This is a genomic window from Claveliimonas bilis (genome assembly GCF_020892095.1).
Lineage (GTDB): Bacteria > Bacillota > Clostridia > Lachnospirales > Lachnospiraceae > Claveliimonas > Claveliimonas bilis.
In genome coordinates this window covers 2,074,677-2,092,845 of the sequence record NZ_AP024845.1, presented here as the reverse complement: position 1 = coordinate 2,092,845, position 18,169 = coordinate 2,074,677, and the positions used below count along the sequence as shown (strand labels likewise).

The window sequence follows — 18,169 nt, the reverse complement described above, 5'->3', positions numbered from 1 at the left end:
CCTATGACAGGCGGTGTGCGCCATCCCCGATATCTACCACGTAAATTTCTGCGTTTTTATGGCACTTTTCCTGATAGCCTTTCTGCACTTCCTCAATAAAAGTATCCACTGCCTCATTTTTCACGATGCTGACTGTACATCCGCCGAATCCGCCTCCGGTAATACGGGATCCGATCACTCCCGGTATCTTCCACGCCAGCTCTACCAGCACATCGATCTCCTCGCATGAGACTTCGTAATCATCTCTTAAAGAAATATGAGATTCATTCATATATTTTCCAAACTGCTCTACATTTCCTGCTTTCAAAGCTGCTTCTGCATGAATGGTACGCTGATTTTCGTATACCGCATGTTTCGCTCTCCGGCGGCACACATCATCTTTGATCGCTTCCTTATATTTTTCAAATTCTTCCTCTGTCAGATCACCCAGAGCCTGAATGTCTGTCACCTTTTTCAGCTCTTTTAAAGCCCTCTCGCACTCATTTCTCCTGTCGTTATACGCGGAGTCTACCAGGCTGTGCTTTACCTTGCTGTTAGTGATCACGATCTTGGCGTCTTCCAGTTTCACCGGTGCATATTCATATTCCAGTGTGTTGGTATCAAGAAAGATCGCATGGTCTTTCTTTCCCATTGCACTTGCGAACTGATCCATGATTCCGCAGTTGCATCCATTGAAATTGTTTTCGGAATACTGTCCGATCAGCGCAATGTCCGGAAGGGAAACCTCAAATCCATACAGATCCTTCAGCATTACCCCTGTCAGCACCTCCAAAGATGCAGAAGAAGAAAGCCCTGAACCGTTTGGAATATCTCCGTAGATCAACACATCCATCCCGCAGTCCATCTGGTATCCTCTTTCCTTAAAAGCCCACAAAACTCCTTTTGGATAGTTGGTCCATCCTGCTTTTTTATCAGGTACCAGATCGTTCAGGTCTGATTCCACAATCCCTATACTCTCAAAATTCATGGAATAAAACCTCAGTTTACTGTCCTGCCTCTTTCTTGCCACTCCATAGGTTCCCAGTGTCAGGGCACATGGAAATACATGACCTCCATTGTAATCCGTATGCTCTCCAATCAGATTGACACGTCCGGGTGCAAAATACATGCGGATATCTCCGCCGTCTCCATATTTCCCGATAAATGCACTGTACAATTTCTCTTTCATTTTTTCACACACCTCTCTCATTGCTTGGCCCACAATACCCTTGCTTTTACGTTGCTACCATTATAAATTTTTCCCGCCGGAAATACTATAAACATCATGGTCAAAACTATAAAAATATTGCGTTTTTACAGAATAAGCCCATAATGTTTCATTGACTGCCAGATAGCCTCCTCTTCCACTGCAGGCGCAATGTATTCTGCATAGGGATCAAGAACCGGATCATGAACGCCCATGGCAATTCCATGTCCTGCGTACCGGAACATAGCCAGATCATTGCTGCTGTCTCCGAATGCATAGGAATCTTCCCTGCCGATTCCGAATTTTTTTAAGACCACTTCCATGATCGTTGCTTTGGAATACCCTTTCATAATACATTCATAAGTGTGATTCCCCCGGTCCAGGATTTCCAGATAATCTGACAGAAAATCAAAGAACTCTCTGCTGTTGCTGTGCTCATCCTCATAGGCAAAAAGCTTATCGTAAGCACAGCCGCCCTGCTCAATACAGCGTTCCAGACCAAGTCCTCTGTTATTCATATATTTCCTTGTATTTTCCAGGCTGTCAAAGCGGGAGATACGTGAAGAAAAATACACATCGTCCTTTCCTTCATACAAAGCGTCTACCCTGCATTCCTGCGCTTTTTTCACAATCGCATCCGCAGCCTTTCCATCCAGGTGCTTTTCAAAGAAAATCTCCTCTTCAAATTCTCCATAAATCCCGCATCCGCATAAAAATCCGTGCACCGGAAGTCTCTTCAGTTCTTCCGGAATACTGCAGATCGTACGCCCGGTATTAACAAAGATCAAATGCCCCTTTTTCTTTGCCTCCTCCAGTGCGTGTACTGCACTCTCCGGGATCTGGTGCGTCACTTCACTCAACAGAGTTCCATCTATATCAAAAAACAATGCTGCTCTTTTCATCTTGCCTTTTCAGTTCCTTTCTCCCATTTCCACATATCATATCCGGCGGTCCACAGATAAAACTGCTCTGCTATTCCCAAGTGTACCATGACCGCCCTGTATTGACAACCGTATGAAAGCCTGATTATAATATGCGTGAATAAAAGAGACTGAAAAAAAGAGGGGGATTTCATGTCATCTCAAAAGAAAATACTGGAGTTTAATTTTATAAAAGCAATAAGCGCCATCGGCATAGTCATTTTTCATTTTGCTGTTGGAATCGGAAACGTAGAGTTACTCCCTGGAAACTATCCATGGGGAAGCGTTTTTGTCACAATATTTTTTATGGTTTCCGGCGCGCTTTTATACTATAACTATAAGAAACCAGAAAATATAAAATTGTTTTATTACAAAAGATGGAAATCTCTCATACCAGATTTTTATGTGGCCTTTCTTTGTGTATATGCAGTACAGGTATTTCAAAATAGAAGCTTTTTCTATAACGGACACCCGGAAACTCTCTTACTGACCCTAATCGGTCAGGATGGTTATCTATTGGAACTTATTCCCAATTATTATCTTTTGGGAGAATGGTTTCTTGGAGCGATCATCATTTTGTACCTGCTGTACCCATTGCTTGCAAGTCTGATAGAGAAAAAAGAAATTCCCGTTCTTTTTGTTATAACTGCCTTATATACCGTATCACTTTTTATAAATAATCCCTATATCCGCGATTTTCGTTCCGTATTTTCATGTGTATTCAGTTTTGTATTGGGGATTACAATCGAAAAACATAAAATATACGAACACAGATGGTTGGCGATTCCTACATTAATTGGATTTATTGCAGTAAATTTCTTTATTACAGATAGTGAACTCAATCTTACCGCCCATATATGCGGAGCATTACTGTTCTTCCCCTTATTTGCCATAGGCGGGTTGATATACCGCTGTCAGATATTGGGGAAAATCAGCAACTTTTTAAACAGCCTATCATATGATATATTTTTGATACATCATTTACTTATCATATATATGTTAAAAATCGTGACACCTTTTGATAATATCCTGCCAAATATAGTCTATTTGGCAACTGATATCCTGTTAATCATTGTAGCGGCAGCTATCTTTTCAAATATCATGAAATATTTATTGCATACAAAAATCTTTTTAAAATTTGAAGAATGGATTCTCGCGAAAATAGGACAACCCGGCCATACATAAAATGTATGGCCGGGTTGTCCTATTCCTTTAATGCTCGGTATGCAAAAGCATATGCGCCTTATGCGACATCGGTTTTTCCATATATTCATCATACAATTTCTGAATATCCGGATTTTCATGTGAGAAACGTAAATCTGCATTCTTATCAAGTGCATACAGCGTCTTTCCTCTTTCAAATGCCAGCTCTTCACCATCATGGATCGGCTGTCCGCCGCCGCCGACACATCCTCCCGGACATGCCATAACTTCTACAAAGTCATACTTGACTTCTCCCTTTTCCATCTTATCCAGAAGGTTTCTCGTATTTCCAAGCCCGCTGACAACTGCAGTGCGAACTTTTATTCCGTTGATATTCAGCTCTGCTTCCATCACACCGTCATTTGCGTTAAACCCGGAGCTTCTCACTGCCTTAAATGCATCCGCCTCCGGATTTTCTCCGGTAATAATAGCGTAAGCGGTACGAAGAGCAGCCTCCATAACGCCTCCGGTTGCACCGAAGATAACGCCAGCGCCAGTTCCGTCGTGCATTGGTGAATCGCTCTCAATGTCCTGAAGAGTATCCGGACTGATATGAGCAGAGCGCATCATCTTCACAAGCTCTCTTGTAGTAATAACAGTATCTACACCATGTCCTGCATATTCATTATAGAAAAGTTCTTTCTCCCGTTCTGCCTTTTTTGCCACACATGGCATAACGGAAACGGTATAAATCTCCTCCGGAGATTTTCCAATTTTTTCTGCAAAATAAGTCTTCATAACTGCCCCGAACATTTCCTGTGGAGATTTTGCTGTGGACAGATATTTTACAAGATGCGGATACTGGGATTTTGCAAATCTCACCCATCCCGGACAGCAGGATGTAAACATCGGGCAGTCTTTGAGTTCTCCGGACGTAAATCTTTGCACAAACTCGTTGGCTTCCTCCATAATGGTCAGATCAGCGGAAAACACAGTGTCAAATACATAATCTACTCCCATTCTCTTCAAGGAGTCCATAATCTTTCCAATAGTTGCCTCTTCCGGTTTCAGACCGATCTGCTCGCCCCAGGATGTTCTGACAGCCGGAGCCACCTGAACCACAACGGTTTTCTTCTCATCGGCAATGGCATCCCATACTTTCTCTGTATCATCTCTTTCACGAAGCGCGCCCACCGGACAGTGCGTAATACATTGTCCGCACAAAGAACAGGGAGCATCCTCGATCTTTCCATGTCCGGCTACATTTACAGTTGTTCTGGAACCTGTCCCTTCTACATCCCACACGGAAAGTTTCTGTACTTTGTCACAGACCTGAATACATCTCATACATTTAATACATTTTGCAGAGTCTCTGATCAGCGGGAAATCCTGATTCCACGGCTGACGCTCAATCTCCTTTTCAAATGGAATATCCAAAATATTCAGATCATTTGCGATTTTCTGCAGGCTGCAGTTTCCGCTTCTTGCACAGGTCACACACTGACAGTCATGCTGCGACAGGATCAGTTCCACATTCGTTCTCCTGTCTTTACGCACTTTGGGACTGTTTGTGTGGATCACCATCCCTTCCTCTGCCACATTATTGCAGGAGGTGATCAGACGATTTTTCCCTTCCAGTTCCACCACACAAACACGACAGGCTGCAATCTCATTAATCCCTTTCAGGTAGCACAGCTTTGGGATTGGTATCCCATTTTGCCTTGCAGCTTCCATAATCGTTGTATTTTCTTTTACGGAAATCTGTTTTCCATCTATTGTCAGGTTTACCATAATCTCTCACGCCCTCCTTTGAATATTCCATAGCCGAAGTGGTCGCAGCGCAGACAGCGTCCCGCTTCCTGCTTTGCTTCCTTTTCTGTCATGCAGTTTTCCACTCCCTCGAAATCGCATACACGTTCGCATGCTTCCCTCTCTGTCAGGTTTACCCTTCCGCAAGGAGAACGGTCGGAAAGATTGGCCTCCGGGATCTCCACATCACAGGAAATCTCATGGTGATAGCCAAGGTATTCATCAATATTTGCCGCAACAACTTTTGCTGCCGCAATAGCAGTGATTACAGAAGCCGGGCCACTGGCACAGTCGCCTCCTGCAAATACACCAGGCATATTTTCAAAGGTTCCGGTACTCTTCGTACGGATCTTCCCTCTCTCTACCGGGATTCCCGCCTCCTCAAAATGCCGCGTTTCAATATTCTGCCCGATGGCTACGATCAGCACATCGCAAGGGATGTATACATCCGGCTCTCCGGTAGGACGGATACTGGCTCTTCCATCTTTGATGGCGCTTACCATCTGCGGCGTTACATAGATACCTTTTACATGATGGTTTTCATCTACATCGATTGCTGCCGGAGCTTTCAGAGTCTGCAATTCAATTCCCTCTGCCACTGCTCCTTCAATTTCCTGTGGCAGTGCTGTCATGTCTGCCACACGGCGGCGGTAAACAATGCTGACCTTCTTTGCACCAAGGCGTTTTGCAGTACGCACTGCATCCATAGATACATTTCCGCCTCCAATAACAGCAACTTCCTTGCCGGTCAGATCCATGATCATATTTTTGCCCACGTTTCTAAGGAACTGTACTGCAGAGAGAACTCCGTCAGCATCTTCTCCTTCCAGCCCCAGTTTTTTATCCGTACTTGCTCCGATCGTAATCAGCACAGCGTCATACTCTTTACGAAGCTGCTGGATTGTAATATCCTGTCCGATCTTCAGGCCGTATTTTACCTGTACGCCAGTCTTCAAAATGCAGTTGATATCATCTTCCAGTCTTTCTTTCGGCAGACGGTAATTAGGGATTCCATATCGCAGCATACCTCCAAGTTTTGGAAGCATCTCATATACAACTGCCTGATGTCCCATCAGCTGCAGGTAATAAGCGGCACTCAATCCTCCAGGTCCTCCTCCAAGAACCGCTATCTTTTTGCCGGTAGACGGCGCACATTCCGGCGGATCCACCTCTCCTGCAAAGTCTGCTGCCACTCGTTTCAGTCCCCTGATATTAATGGAATCATCCACCATATTTCTCCGGCATCTCGCCTCACATGGATGTTCACAGATAAATCCGCATGTAGTAGGGAATGGATTATCCTTCCGGATCAGCCGTACGGCATCTGCATATCGTCCCTCTCCTACCAGCGCTATGTAACCCGGAACGTCCACGTGAGCCGGACATAAGGCCACACAGGGAACCGGCTGATTGTAGGTGCAGGTACAGCGTCCGTTCTGGATATGTTCAATATAGTCATCCCGGTATCCGATCAGTCCCTTATAAACCATATTGGCTGCCTCATAGCCAATGGCACAGTCTGCTGATTCCATAATGGAGAGTGCTGTCTCTTCCATATAGTCCAGCGTTTTCATTGTTGCTTTTCCGTCCAGCACATCTTTGATAAAACGATTAAGCTGGCCAAGTCCGATTCTGCACGGCACACATTTTCCGCACGTCTGTGCATGGCACAGTTCCAGAAAGGCTCTTGCCATATCTACCGGACATAAGCCCGGAGGACTGGATTCAATTCTTCTTTCCAGATCCTTGTAGAGACCTTCCATGACGATCCGCGCTCTGTTTGGAGATACAATCTCTAATCTGCTCATTTCTTTTCCTTCTTTCCTCTCAATGTTATAGTACCCTGGGGAAGCCCTCCAGCAGCTTCCTGCCACGCCTTGCAAGCTCGAACCCTTCGGGTTCTCCCTCGCGGGCTTCGCCGCCCTCCAGCAGCTTCCTTGCCCGCCTTGCAAGCTCGAACCCTTCGGGTTCTCCCTCGCGGGCTTCGCCCTATAGAAATACAAGATGTCCAAATTGCATGCAAGCATGCATTTGTACCTCTTGTATTTCTGCACGGCTCATTGCCTATGCGCATATTATACCATTCAACTTTCCGGATGTAACCAGCTTTGCCGTAAGTAGATAATTTAACAATACTATTCGGATATATCCTGCATAGAAGCGCGATACTGTGTAGGTGTCATGTGGTAACTTTTTTTAAATACCCGGTTAAAATAAGAAATATTCTGAAATCCCGTATCCAGCGCCACATCTGTCACGCTCTGACTGCTCTCTGCTAATTTTCCGGCAGCGATCTCCATTCGATACTGGTTCAGATATTCAATGCAGGTCATATTCATATATTTTTTGAAGAAACGCATAAAATAATATTCGCTGAAATGGCATATCCCTGCAAGCTCCGATACTGTCACCTGTCTCTGATAGTTCTCTTTTATATACCGGATCACATTTTTCAGCTTTTCCAGCACTTCTTCATTCTCTGATGTGATTCTTTTATGGGGGACATATTTGTACAAGAGATAGAAAAACTGATATAAAAGCGCCTCTGACTCCAGTTCATAGCCCTCTCCCTTTCCAAGGAAACTTTTTTTCAGCTTTTCAAACACCTCTGCCAGGCCGGAGCTTTCCACCGCATCCTTTTTAATAACCGCCGGAAAGCGCACTTCTCCCGCTCTGGCAGGTCCGACGTATTTTACCCCGCATACATCCTTTCCGGTTCCCAGCATTTGAGGATGAAACACAAAACTGTCCGTTTCCAGTTCTCTGACCTGCCCTTCCGGTATACCGTGAAGCATCCCGGAAGCGAAAAACAGAAGATCTCCCTCGCCGGCATGACAGGCTTCCAGGTCAACAAGATAGGTACAGCTCCCTTTCCTGATATATGTGATTTCAAATTCCTCATGCCAGTGAACCGGCAAGGCGGAAAGTCCCGCCGGGTACAGACAGTGATAATATTCTATGGGAAAGAGGGGACTTCCATGATTTGTCTTTTCCAAATATTCTTCTTTTTGTTCCATATTTTCACCTCACAGCAGGATTGTGTTAGAATCTGTTAGAAATATGCAAGAAAATCTCATCTTACAGTTTATATAATATTAGCATAATCAATCGTCAGCTGAAAGGAGAAAACAATGATTCGCAGATATACTTTTGGAAAACCATTTCCTACAGAGGCAGTTGTAAAGGAGCTGCCTTATGAAACTGATGCACTGCCTTTCTTTTCTATAGAGGATAATCGTCTAAGTCTTCCGCTTGAAAATGACATCCCTGTATATGGACTTGGAGAACAGGTAAGGGGCATTAATAAAAGAGGCTGGCTCTATGTCAGCAATGCTACTGATGATCCCAATCATCTGGAACACACTCATTCCCTCTACGGCGCCCACAATTTTCTTCTGATCGGCGCTTCCCACCCCTTCGGTGTGTTTATTGACTATCCCGGTACGCTTACTTTTGACATTGGATATACCCGCCGGGATCAAATGTACATCCAGCCTTCACAGTGGGATCTGGATATCTATATCATAGAATCCCCTGATGACCGCCTTGTCTCCATTGTCCGTCTCTTCCGCCAGCTCATAGGGAAAAGCTATATCCCGCCAAAGTGGGCTTTCGGTTACGGGCAGAGCCGCTGGGGTTATCAAAATGAAGCAGATATCCGCAAAGTTGCAAAGGGACACAGGGAAGCCGGCATTCCTCTGGATGCCATCTATATGGATATCGACTATATGGTCCGCTATGAAGATTTCACTGTGTCCGAAGAGAAGTTTCCAGATCTTCCTGCCCTTGTACAGGATATGAAATCCCAGGACATACACCTTGTCCCCATTATTGATGCAGGCGTAAAGATCGAAGAGGGATACAGCGTCTACGAGGAAGGCGTGCAAAACAACTATTTCTGCAAAGAAGAAGACGGCACGGATTTCGTGGGAGCTGTCTGGCCGGGAAGAGCCCATTTCCCTGACATGCTCAACCCCAAAGCCCGCCGCTGGTTCGGACTGAAGTACAAGTATCTTCTTGATATGGGAATCGACGGCTTCTGGAATGACATGAACGAACCCGCTATTTTTTACTCTGAAAAACGTCTGCAAAAAGTATTGGATCAGGTGGCTGATTTAAAAGGCCAGAATCTTGACCTGAATAAAAATAATGAAATGCTGGGACTTGTCAATACTCTTGCCAACAACCCGGAAGACTACAGAAGCTTTTACCATGAACCGGGAAATGGTTGGGAAAAAGTCCGCCATGACAAAGTCCATAACCTGTACGGCTTCAATATGACCCGGGCTGCCGGGGAAGCTTTCGATGAGCTGGAACCGGATAAAAGAATCCTGATGTTTTCCCGTTCTTCCTATATCGGTATGCACCGGTACGGAGGAATCTGGCAGGGAGATAATCTGTCCTGGTGGTCCCATCTCCTTTTGAACATCAAAATGATGCCTTCCCTCAACATGTGCGGATTTCTCTATACCGGCGCAGATCTGGGCGGATTCGGGGCAGACACCACGGAAGATCTCCTGCTTCGCTGGCTGCAGTTCGGAATCTTCACTCCTTTGATGAGAAATCATTCCGCCATGGGAACAAGGGAACAGGAAGCTTACCAGTTTGACAATATGGAAGCACTGAAAAACACCATAAAACTGCGCTACTGCCTTCTTCCTTATCTCTACAGCGAGTATATGAAGGCAGCCCTTACAGACGACATGATGTTCCGGCCCCTGGCCTTTGACTATCCGGAAGATACTTTTGCATCCAAGGTAGAAGACCAGCTCCTTCTGGGCGACGGACTGATGCTTTGTCCCGTATATCAGCAGAATGCTTCCGGGCGTTATGTTTATCTTCCGGAGGACATGCTCCTTATTACCGCCTCCGGCCCGGATGATATCCGTTTCCGGGAAATGAGCGCCGGACATCACTATATAGAAGCTTCTCTGACAGAGGTTGTCTTCTTCCTGCGCCGGGGACATCTTCTTCCGCTTGCACCGGCCGCCGAAAGTGTGAAAGATCTGGATCCTTCTCATCTGACATTGATCGGGTATCTAAACGGTCCATGTACTTACACCCTGTACGATGATGACGGAATCAACAAAGATTTTGACCTGGATAAGCATACAGAGCCAATCACTGTATCCCCGGACGGATCTGTGAAGTACAGCGGCAGCAGACGCCTGACTTTTGATGCAAAAATTTTCAAGACACTTCCTTCTTTATAAAGTTTTTTGTATAATGTCTGTAAAAGAACTTTTGCGGGCGGCGCAGACCGCCATAAGGAGGGACGTTATGCAGCTTGCACTTCGAGGTGACGGCCGGGAAATGAAATCTCACGGAGACTACGGGTTTCCGCTTCTTATCAGCCTGGAACATCTGTCTGCCTATGAGATGAGCAGTTTCGCCTGCCATTGGCATCCGGAGCTTGAATTTACTTTAATCCTGAAAGGTGAGATCCTGTACCAGATCAATGACCACACGTATCACCTGAAAGCCGGAGAAGGCGTGTTCTGCAATTCCAACATGCTCCATACCGGCAGAAGAGCAGGCAGTTCGGACTGTACTTATCTGTCAGTCACTGTCAACCCGTCGCTCCTTTACGGCTATGAAGCCAGCCTTATACAGACAAAATACATTCAGCCGGTTACAAAAAACCCCCTCTTCCCATCTGTCCCCTTTACTGAAGGGGAAGCATGGGAAAAGGAGGTTCTCCTTTACATGCAGCAGATCTGGCAGCTCTATCAGGAGCCGACATCTGACTATGAACTGGAGCTTTTGATCCGTCTGTACCAGATCTGGGCGCTTCTCTACCGCCATCTGGATTTTTCCCAGCAGCCCTCTTTGAATGATGCCAGGGAACTGGAGCGTCTCCGCATGATCATTACATTTATCCATGAACACTACATGGATCACATTACACTGGAGGATATCGCCTCATGCGCCAGCATGTGCAAAAGCGAGTGCTGCCGTCTGTTCAAACGAAACATGAAACAGTCTCTTTTTGACTATCTTCTTCACTACCGGATCCGTCAGAGCCTGCCTCTTTTAACTATGGGAAAAGACAGTATCACTGATATTTCCATACAGTGCGGTTTTTCCAGTCCCTCCTACTATACAAAACTGTTCCGCCGCTTTATGGACTGCACTCCAAGGGAATATATGGCTTCCCACCGATAGGATGCCGGACTGATCGTTTAAAATTCCTTTTTGCTTAAAATTCTTGTGCTGATCCCGGCAGATACGACCAGGGCAGCTACGGCAATCAGGGCGATTACAGCTGCAACCCCTGCCGTTCCCAGCTTCTGACCTGTTTCGATCAGCCGATTCAGATTCATGATATTGGCATCCAATGCCTTTGCCAGTCCATAGACCACTACGAATACTGCCATAAAAACTGCGATCAAGGCGATCCTTCCTTTTTCTGCTCCGAATTTTAGCTGAAAAGGAATCATCAGCGCAAGGAATCCGGCCAGACATGCCGCTCCGCTTCCAAATGTCACAAGCAGCATGGTCCAGTCTGCTGAAATATCCTGAACCCGGAAATAGGCTCCCTCAATAACCAGCATAATAAACATCGTCAAAATTCCCATAGACAGTCCGAAAATATATTTTTCTACTGCATAAGTGCTCCTGCGGAAAGGAAGCGTAAACAGATAGGCATTTCCGTTGTCATATTCATCGTATCCAATGGTGCTCAGTACAAAAAACGAACTGACAAAACCGACATAACAAACAACATAGGAGGCGGAGGCAGCCGCTCCTCCTGTTCCGGAAATCAACAGAAAGATCGCCACAACAAATACAGCAGCAAAAAAATTCTTCTGTCCCATCAAAAGTTTAAAATCCTTGATCAATAATCCTTTCATAACTCTTCCCCCTGAATCATCATCATAATCACATCGTCAATTCCACTGTTCTCAATCACTGCCTTAGGGTAATTCTCGGCATAAAACTGCTTTTGATCTGTCAGAGCGCTGTATCCGAAATTTTCTTTCTTTACCCGGAGAATATATTGTTTATCCATCTGGGCAAACTCCTTGTGATCCACCTTTAAAACGGCATACCTGCTAAGCAGGATATCAGTATCCTCATGAAAAATAATCTTTCCGTCGCTGATCATATACAGATCGTCGCAGATTCCTTCCAGATCTGTGGAAATATGGGAACTGATGAGAATGGAACGATTTTCGTCCTCCTCCATATATTCTCTCAACATATCCAAAAGTTCATCCCTTGCCACCACATCCAGTCCGGCTGTCGGTTCGTCAAGAAGCAAAAGGTCCGTACTGTGGGAAAGAGCGATCAAAAGCTTCAGCTTCGCTTTCATTCCGGTCGAAAACTCCTTGATCTTCTTCTTTTCCGGCAGGCGGCATTTTCTGCAGCTTTCAAGAAATTTTCCCTTGTCAAAATCCGGATAGAATCCTGACAGCATTGCCGCTGTATCTTTGACGGTCAGATAACCGCTTATACCGGAGTTAGACAGAACGACTCCTATTTTCTGTCTATCTTTCATAGTCAGGGAAGCCGCGTCTTTGCCCATAATGGCAATTTTCCCGCCGTCCGGCCGGATCAGTCCGAGAACAGCCTTAAAGGTTGTGCTCTTTCCGGCTCCATTTTGCCCTACCAGTCCGGTAATGCATCCCGGTTCTACATGCAGAGAACAGTTCAGTGTAAAGCGGTCATAATGCTTCGTAACATTTTCCAATTTCAACATAGCCTATTCCTCCAAAATGAGTGTAAATAATTCTTTTAAATCTTCATCCTTCATTCCATATCTTCTGCCTTTCTGAATGGCCAGTTCAAAATCGGCTTCTACTTCCTTTCGCTTTTCTTCCTTCATCAGTTCTGTATTAAATGCGGCAATATAGGTACCTTTTCCGTGTACAGTAACTGTGAATCCTTCCTGCTCCAGGCTGTCATATGCTTTTTTCACCGTCAGGGCGCTGATCTTCAGCTCTTTGGACAAGGTCCGGACGGAAGGAAGCGCTGTGTTTTCTGTCAGTTCTCCTTCCATGATCAAAGCTTTGATCTGCTCGACGATCTGTTCGTAAATAGGAACCATGGATGAATGGTTAATGATGATCTTCATATTCATCCTCCTTGTATAAACAGTATATAACAGTATATTAGTGTTGTCAACTGTTATATGGTGTTTATTTGAGTTGTTCGTATATCTCTTTGATTCTTCGGACGCAAAAAAGCAGATGTACGAAGCTTTGTTGCCTTTCTTCGTATATCTGCTTCCCATTCCATATCTCACCTTATATTACCGACATTTGCAAACCTTTATATGGCTCCCTTTGTCTACAAAAAATGTTCCCTCCCGTCACCTCTACTGTAATCTTTTTCTGCCAGCTTTGAGGAATATAAATAATAATTTTTTTCTTTTTCCCCTTTTCCATATAATGCTGAATAACAAGGTTATTATTAAATCCATCCTGGATTTCGATTGCAACATCTTTCTCGCGGATATAACAGTCTCTTGCTTCCTGTTCTTTCATGACAAAGCTGCTGATATTCCTTGAGTCATTCCTCCATAGTTCTTTTGTAAATCTGGAAATAATATGTTCTATGATTCTGACTTTTGTGTTTGGGGCATCATATAAAGCATCCATTTATTTTCCTCCTGGTATTTTGGCGCAGATCACTGTTCCTGGAATTATATAGCAAAATATTGTTCTGATTTTTTTCAAAATAAACATTCCTACCCTGCAATTCCTAATAACCGCATTTTTCTTCATTGCCCTTCATTGCAGTAATAACTGCAGCGGCTCCGGCAGCTAATGCTAAAATGGCAACAATCAATTTTTTCATGTGACTACCTCCTACTACAATATATTTATGGTTAATACCCCTTACATCCAGTAAGGAATTATCCATCTTGTTGCTTAAGCTGTTAGAATGAGTATGGCAATGGGTCTGGCCTCTACCTCCTAGGACTTAACGTCCGTAAAAAAGTCAGCCAACCAGCACTCATTCGCAGCATTCGTTTTACGCAGGTTGAACTTTCTCGTTCGTGTGATATCCCCAGTAGATTGAATGGGCAATGAGTAAATCTGGTATTGACCATTGCTAATTCATTTCAAAGGAGTCTTTATCATGAACGCTGTTGGTATCGATGTTTCCAAAGGTAAAAGTACTGTCACCATTCGCAGGCCCGGAGATGTGGTCCTTATGCCACCCTGCGATATTCCACACACCCAGTCCGCTATCAACGCTCTTATTGAGCAGATCAAAAACCTTGATGGCGAAACCAAAGCCTGCATGGAACACACCGGAAGATACTATGAACCGGTCGCTAACTGGCTCTCTGACGCAGGCATCTTTGTCAGCACTGTCAATCCCATCCTGATCAGGGATTTCGGGGATGACTCTCTCCGTGCTCCAAAGACAGACAAAGCGGATTCTAAAAAAATCGCCCGTTATGCTCTTGACCGCTGGGCAAAACTGAAGCAATATGGAAGTATGGATAAAACACGCAATCAACTCAAAACAATGAATCGGCAGTTTGGTTTTTATATAGACCAGAAAACTGCTATGAAAAACAATCTCATTTCCCTTCTGGATCAAACCTATCCCGGTGCCAATGACTTCTTTGACAGCCCTGCCCGCAGTGACGGCTCCCAGAAATGGGTAGACTTTGTCTACACCTACTGGCATGTGGATTGTGTACGCTGCAAGTCTCTGCAAGCCTTTACGGAGCATTACCAGAAGTGGTGCAAACGCAACGGTTATAACTTCAGTGCCTCAAAGGCAGAAAAGATCTATCAGAGCTCTTCTGACCTGATCGCCGTATTTCCGAAAGATGACAGCACAAAAACGCTGATACGGCAGGCTGTCACGATGCTGAACACGGCTTCTCAGACAGTGGAGGCTCTCCGCCTTAAGATGGATCAGACCGCCGCCACGCTCCCGGAATATCCGGTTATTATGGCAATGAACGGTGTCGGTCCCTCACTTGGCCCCCAGCTTATGGCTGAGATTGGAGACGTTACCCGTTTCACTCACAGAGAAGCGCTTACCGCTTTCGCCGGTGTCGATCCGGGTAAGAACGATTCCGGCAAACGTAACCAGAAAAGTGTACGCACTTCAAAGAAAGGCTCTCCAAGCCTGCGCAAAACACTATTTCAGATCATGGACGGCTTGATCAAACGCTCTCCGATAGATGATCCGGTCTATGCCTTCATGGATAAAAAACGATCCGAAGGCAAGCCTTATTACGTCTATATGACTGCCGGAGCCAATAAGTTTCTCCGCATTTATTACGGACGGGTAAGGGAATACCTTGCTTCTCTGGAAGAATCCAAAGAAAGCTGATTTCAATCCCATACTTTGTTCCAGGCCAGCGCACTGCGGTGGTCTTGTTGTGATACTCTTTTTTCAACCTGTATAAAATTTTCAAAGTTCATCAATTTCTGCTTGACTCTTTATTTGCAGACTTTTTTTGATGATGTCTATACTTATTTCAAACCTTTACACAATGGGATCAGACAAAGCAGTATGATGATACCGACCATACCGACAATCGCTGTCACCACTGCTTTTCTGCTGATCTTTATTGGCTGCTTATGCTCCATTTTTCGCCATACAAACACAGTGAGCAATGCAAATACAATTCCTACGCACCCCACGATAACTCCCGGTCTGAATGCATTCCACTCCGGGATCATAGCCATACACATTCCCATTGCAAAAAACAGACAGCTGATAACTCCTAAAATCAATGTAACAAAACTACTTTTCTTCATTTTGAAATCCTCCTCTTTTCCTTGTTTGATTACAGAAGGTAGCATATACCTTGTTTGTTTCACTTTTGTTCTATTTTTGTTTTTAAAATATTAAAAACGAGATACAGGATATTCTCCCATATCTCGTTCATTCACCATTTCTCTATTTTTTATTCAAGAGATTATTGGCCCTTAAAACAAGGAAATTGTTTTCATAACCTGTATTACCTCATTCAACTGATTCATGCGGTTATGATTTACAGCATATCCTTTGATTATGTACTCTTTTAATACCGAATTAGCCCAGCGCCGAAATTCCACACCTCGTTTGGATTTCACACGATAACCTACGGAAATAATTACGTCCAGATTATAGTGCTCTACCATACATTTTTTATTATCCGAAGCAGTTGTCGCAAATTTTGCGACAACTGAATTTTGTCCATCTAATTCTTCCTTCAAAGCATTATTAATATGTTTTCCAATCGTTTTTACATCTCTCTCAAACAATGTTGATATCTGATTTCTATTGAGCCAAACCGATTCATTTTCTACGGTAACTGGCATTACAATACTCTTATCTTCTGTTTCAAATAAAACAATTTCTTTTTCATTTCCCATAAGTTTCTTTCCCCATAGTTTTATTCCAGTCCACTGGCGCGATTATTTTCAAACTAATAGCGTAGAATAAATCTCAGATGGCCTATTAACCGAATCATTTACTTTGTTTTTTTGTTCATTGTATATACCTTATGTTATCGCATCCTTTTAATTATGTAAACTATTTTGCACCTCATATTTAAAATAAGTTCCTTCCAATGACTGCAGATTCATTGAAAATTTGTCAAGGGAGAATTTTTTGCCAGATCTATTCTATTTCATCTTGACAAAACCGTCAGTTCTCATTAGTATAAAGGAGAGAAATGGGTTTGTACCAAGTATGATTTTAAAATCTGAACGGGTTGCTCGTTTCTTTTTTTATACCTAAAATATCATACAGATAATATTTCCCATTTTTTGCATGACGGATCAACATGGAAACATGATATACATTATACCGTTCCAACATTCCCTGTTCGTTATAAACAGGCAATGCGAATCTGGAATCATACCGATACCATCCAAAAGCTGCATCTCGCAAATGCTTATTTCCAGAATTCTCTCGGAAATGTTTTCCTTCTGCAATCTCAATCATCTCTGGAATTCCTTGCACAGCATTTGCCTTTGCTTTAGCATTGGCTCCTTTCAAAGAATAAGTGTATTTCGATCCTGCATATTCGTCTGGAAAATCACTCCCAATATAAACTGTATCTTTTGTATCTTCAACCATATAGGAATCACCTACATACTGTCTCAAATACTCTTTTACTTCGTCCCAGCAAATCCACCGTTTCCCTTTAAACAAAATTCTAGAAATTACAACGAGTCTCCTGCCATCTTTGTCTGTAATGATTTTCACGTTTTTTTCCATGGGCTGATCCCTCTTCATTTGATTCCTAATTTTTATCGTATATAGGTTATAATATGGCATCCGATAAAATATGTCAACCAGTTTTCTTTCTCACATTTGCGCCCTATGAATCTCCTATTAAACACAATTTTGAAATTAAAAAATACTTTCTGGCACTTTAAATGGCACATAAAAAGACAGAATGCCATACACCCTGCCCACATTTCTACATATTCTATTCCAGTAATTACAATCCCAGTCCATTCACCCATTCCTGCACATCTGCCTCATCAGCGCCGGAACGGAATCTCTCTCCTTCCTGCCAGTCGCCGGTTCCTGCCATTTCCTCTAACAGCTGTCCGCTGTCTCCTATTCCGGAGGATGCTGACGTACAGAACGGAATAACGGTCTTTCCTGTAAAGTCATTGTTTTCTACAAAGCTGTCAACCGGCCATGCAGCGATGCCCCACCAGATAGGGTATCCGATAAAGACTGTGTCATAGGAATCCCAATTTTCTACATCTGTTGAAACCAGCTCTACATCTCTTAAACTCTCATCTTCATGTTCCTGGGATACTCGGCTGTTGTCATCAGACCAGTTCAGGTCATCGTCTGTGTATGGTTCTACTGGTTCCAGTTCAAAAAGATCTCCTCCTGTAGTATCGGCAATATAGTTTGCAACTTCCTCAGTGTTTCCCGTTGCCGAATAATAAACAACAAGTACATTTCCGGATCCTGAAGAAGAATCCTCATTATCCTCTGCGCTTTCCTGCTCATCTGCCTGTGCAGTATTGTCCGAAGATTCTGTCTGTGCGGCATCCTCACTGTCGGCCTGTGTGTCCGATGTATTAGAGCCGCATCCTGCCAGCAGGCTTACTGATGCTGCTCCAATCAGTATCATAGAGAGTAATTTCTTTGCTTTCATAATCATCACTTTCCTTTCTGT

17 protein-coding genes are annotated in these 18,169 nt (G+C 44.0%); 4 read left to right on the top strand and 13 right to left on the bottom strand.

Translation table 11 applies throughout. The features are described from left to right. Position 1 precedes the first annotated feature (1 nt). Positions 2 to 1,168: a galactokinase gene (locus EUBC25_RS10255; protein WP_230105390.1), complete on the bottom strand. Its 1,167-nt coding sequence runs from the start codon at positions 1,166 to 1,168 to the stop codon at positions 2 to 4. 125 nt (positions 1,169 to 1,293) lie between these two features. Further along, positions 1,294 to 2,088, bottom strand: a complete 795-nt coding sequence (locus tag EUBC25_RS10250; protein WP_230105389.1) for an HAD-IIB family hydrolase — start codon at positions 2,086 to 2,088, stop codon at positions 1,294 to 1,296. A 171-nt stretch (positions 2,089 to 2,259) separates the two neighbouring features. On the opposite strand from EUBC25_RS10250, the gene EUBC25_RS10245 reads away from it, so the two are divergent. Beyond that, the gene (locus tag EUBC25_RS10245) at positions 2,260 to 3,291 is read left to right on the top strand and encodes an acyltransferase family protein (RefSeq protein ID WP_230105388.1); all 1,032 of its coding nucleotides are present in this window, start codon (positions 2,260 to 2,262) and stop codon (positions 3,289 to 3,291) included. A gap of 27 nt (positions 3,292 to 3,318) precedes the next feature. Here the strand turns inward: EUBC25_RS10245 and EUBC25_RS10240 are convergent, their stop codons facing one another. From EUBC25_RS10240 to EUBC25_RS10230, 3 genes are all read right to left on the bottom strand, one after another. Next, entirely contained in the window at positions 3,319 to 5,040 is a 1,722-nt protein-coding gene (locus EUBC25_RS10240; RefSeq protein ID WP_230105387.1) for a [FeFe] hydrogenase, group A, read from the bottom strand. Then, a complete protein-coding gene (locus EUBC25_RS10235) occupies positions 5,034 to 6,866 on the bottom strand; it encodes an NAD(P)-binding protein (RefSeq protein WP_230105386.1) in 1,833 nt (610 codons plus the stop codon). The genes EUBC25_RS10240 and EUBC25_RS10235 overlap by 7 nt, the downstream gene beginning before the upstream one ends. A gap of 327 nt (positions 6,867 to 7,193) precedes the next feature. After that, a complete protein-coding gene (locus EUBC25_RS10230) occupies positions 7,194 to 8,075 on the bottom strand; it encodes an AraC family transcriptional regulator (protein WP_230105385.1) in 882 nt (293 codons plus the stop codon). Between the two features lie 114 nt (positions 8,076 to 8,189). Between EUBC25_RS10230 and EUBC25_RS10225 the strand changes: the two genes are divergently transcribed. Together EUBC25_RS10225 and EUBC25_RS10220 are read left to right on the top strand one after the other, a co-directional pair. After that, positions 8,190 to 10,271, top strand: coding sequence for a TIM-barrel domain-containing protein (locus EUBC25_RS10225; protein WP_230105384.1), 2,082 nt, complete (start codon positions 8,190 to 8,192; stop codon positions 10,269 to 10,271). Between the two features lie 67 nt (positions 10,272 to 10,338). Continuing rightward, positions 10,339 to 11,223, top strand: a complete 885-nt coding sequence (locus EUBC25_RS10220) for an AraC family transcriptional regulator (RefSeq protein ID WP_230105383.1) — start codon at positions 10,339 to 10,341, stop codon at positions 11,221 to 11,223. Positions 11,224 to 11,240: 17 nt separating this feature from the next. Here the strand turns inward: EUBC25_RS10220 and EUBC25_RS10215 are convergent, their stop codons facing one another. From EUBC25_RS10215 to EUBC25_RS10200, 4 genes are all read right to left on the bottom strand, one after another. Further along, positions 11,241 to 11,912 (bottom strand): ABC-2 transporter permease, encoded by a 672-nt coding sequence (locus tag EUBC25_RS10215; protein WP_230105382.1) that lies wholly within the window; start codon positions 11,910 to 11,912, stop codon positions 11,241 to 11,243. Continuing rightward, positions 11,909 to 12,760: an ABC transporter ATP-binding protein gene (locus EUBC25_RS10210; RefSeq protein ID WP_230105381.1), complete on the bottom strand. Its 852-nt coding sequence runs from the start codon at positions 12,758 to 12,760 to the stop codon at positions 11,909 to 11,911. Before EUBC25_RS10210 ends, EUBC25_RS10215 begins: the two co-directional genes overlap by 4 nt. 3 nt (positions 12,761 to 12,763) lie before the next feature. Further along, positions 12,764 to 13,135, bottom strand: coding sequence for a GntR family transcriptional regulator (locus EUBC25_RS10205; protein WP_230105380.1), 372 nt, complete (start codon positions 13,133 to 13,135; stop codon positions 12,764 to 12,766). Between the two features lie 172 nt (positions 13,136 to 13,307). Next, complete coding sequence (locus EUBC25_RS10200; RefSeq protein WP_230105379.1) at positions 13,308 to 13,661, bottom strand: hypothetical protein; 354 nt, start codon at positions 13,659 to 13,661, stop codon at positions 13,308 to 13,310. 484 nt (positions 13,662 to 14,145) lie between these two features. Between EUBC25_RS10200 and EUBC25_RS10195 the strand changes: the two genes are divergently transcribed. Continuing rightward, positions 14,146 to 15,363: an IS110 family RNA-guided transposase gene (locus EUBC25_RS10195; RefSeq protein ID WP_230105378.1), complete on the top strand. Its 1,218-nt coding sequence runs from the start codon at positions 14,146 to 14,148 to the stop codon at positions 15,361 to 15,363. A 143-nt stretch (positions 15,364 to 15,506) separates the two neighbouring features. Here the strand turns inward: EUBC25_RS10195 and EUBC25_RS10190 are convergent, their stop codons facing one another. The 4 genes from EUBC25_RS10190 to EUBC25_RS10175 form a co-directional block, all read right to left on the bottom strand. Further along, positions 15,507 to 15,794: a hypothetical protein gene (locus EUBC25_RS10190; protein WP_230105377.1), complete on the bottom strand. Its 288-nt coding sequence runs from the start codon at positions 15,792 to 15,794 to the stop codon at positions 15,507 to 15,509. 171 nt (positions 15,795 to 15,965) lie between these two features. After that, a complete protein-coding gene (locus EUBC25_RS10185) occupies positions 15,966 to 16,394 on the bottom strand; it encodes a virulence RhuM family protein (RefSeq protein WP_230105376.1) in 429 nt (142 codons plus the stop codon). A gap of 325 nt (positions 16,395 to 16,719) precedes the next feature. Further along, entirely contained in the window at positions 16,720 to 17,244 is a 525-nt protein-coding gene (locus tag EUBC25_RS10180; protein ID WP_230105375.1) for a hypothetical protein, read from the bottom strand. Positions 17,245 to 17,470: 226 nt separating this feature from the next. Beyond that, positions 17,471 to 18,148 carry a flavodoxin gene (locus EUBC25_RS10175; protein ID WP_230105374.1) on the bottom strand — a complete coding sequence of 226 codons (678 nt, stop codon included), beginning with the start codon at positions 18,146 to 18,148 and terminating at the stop codon, positions 17,471 to 17,473. Positions 18,149 to 18,169: the final 21 nt, after the last annotated feature.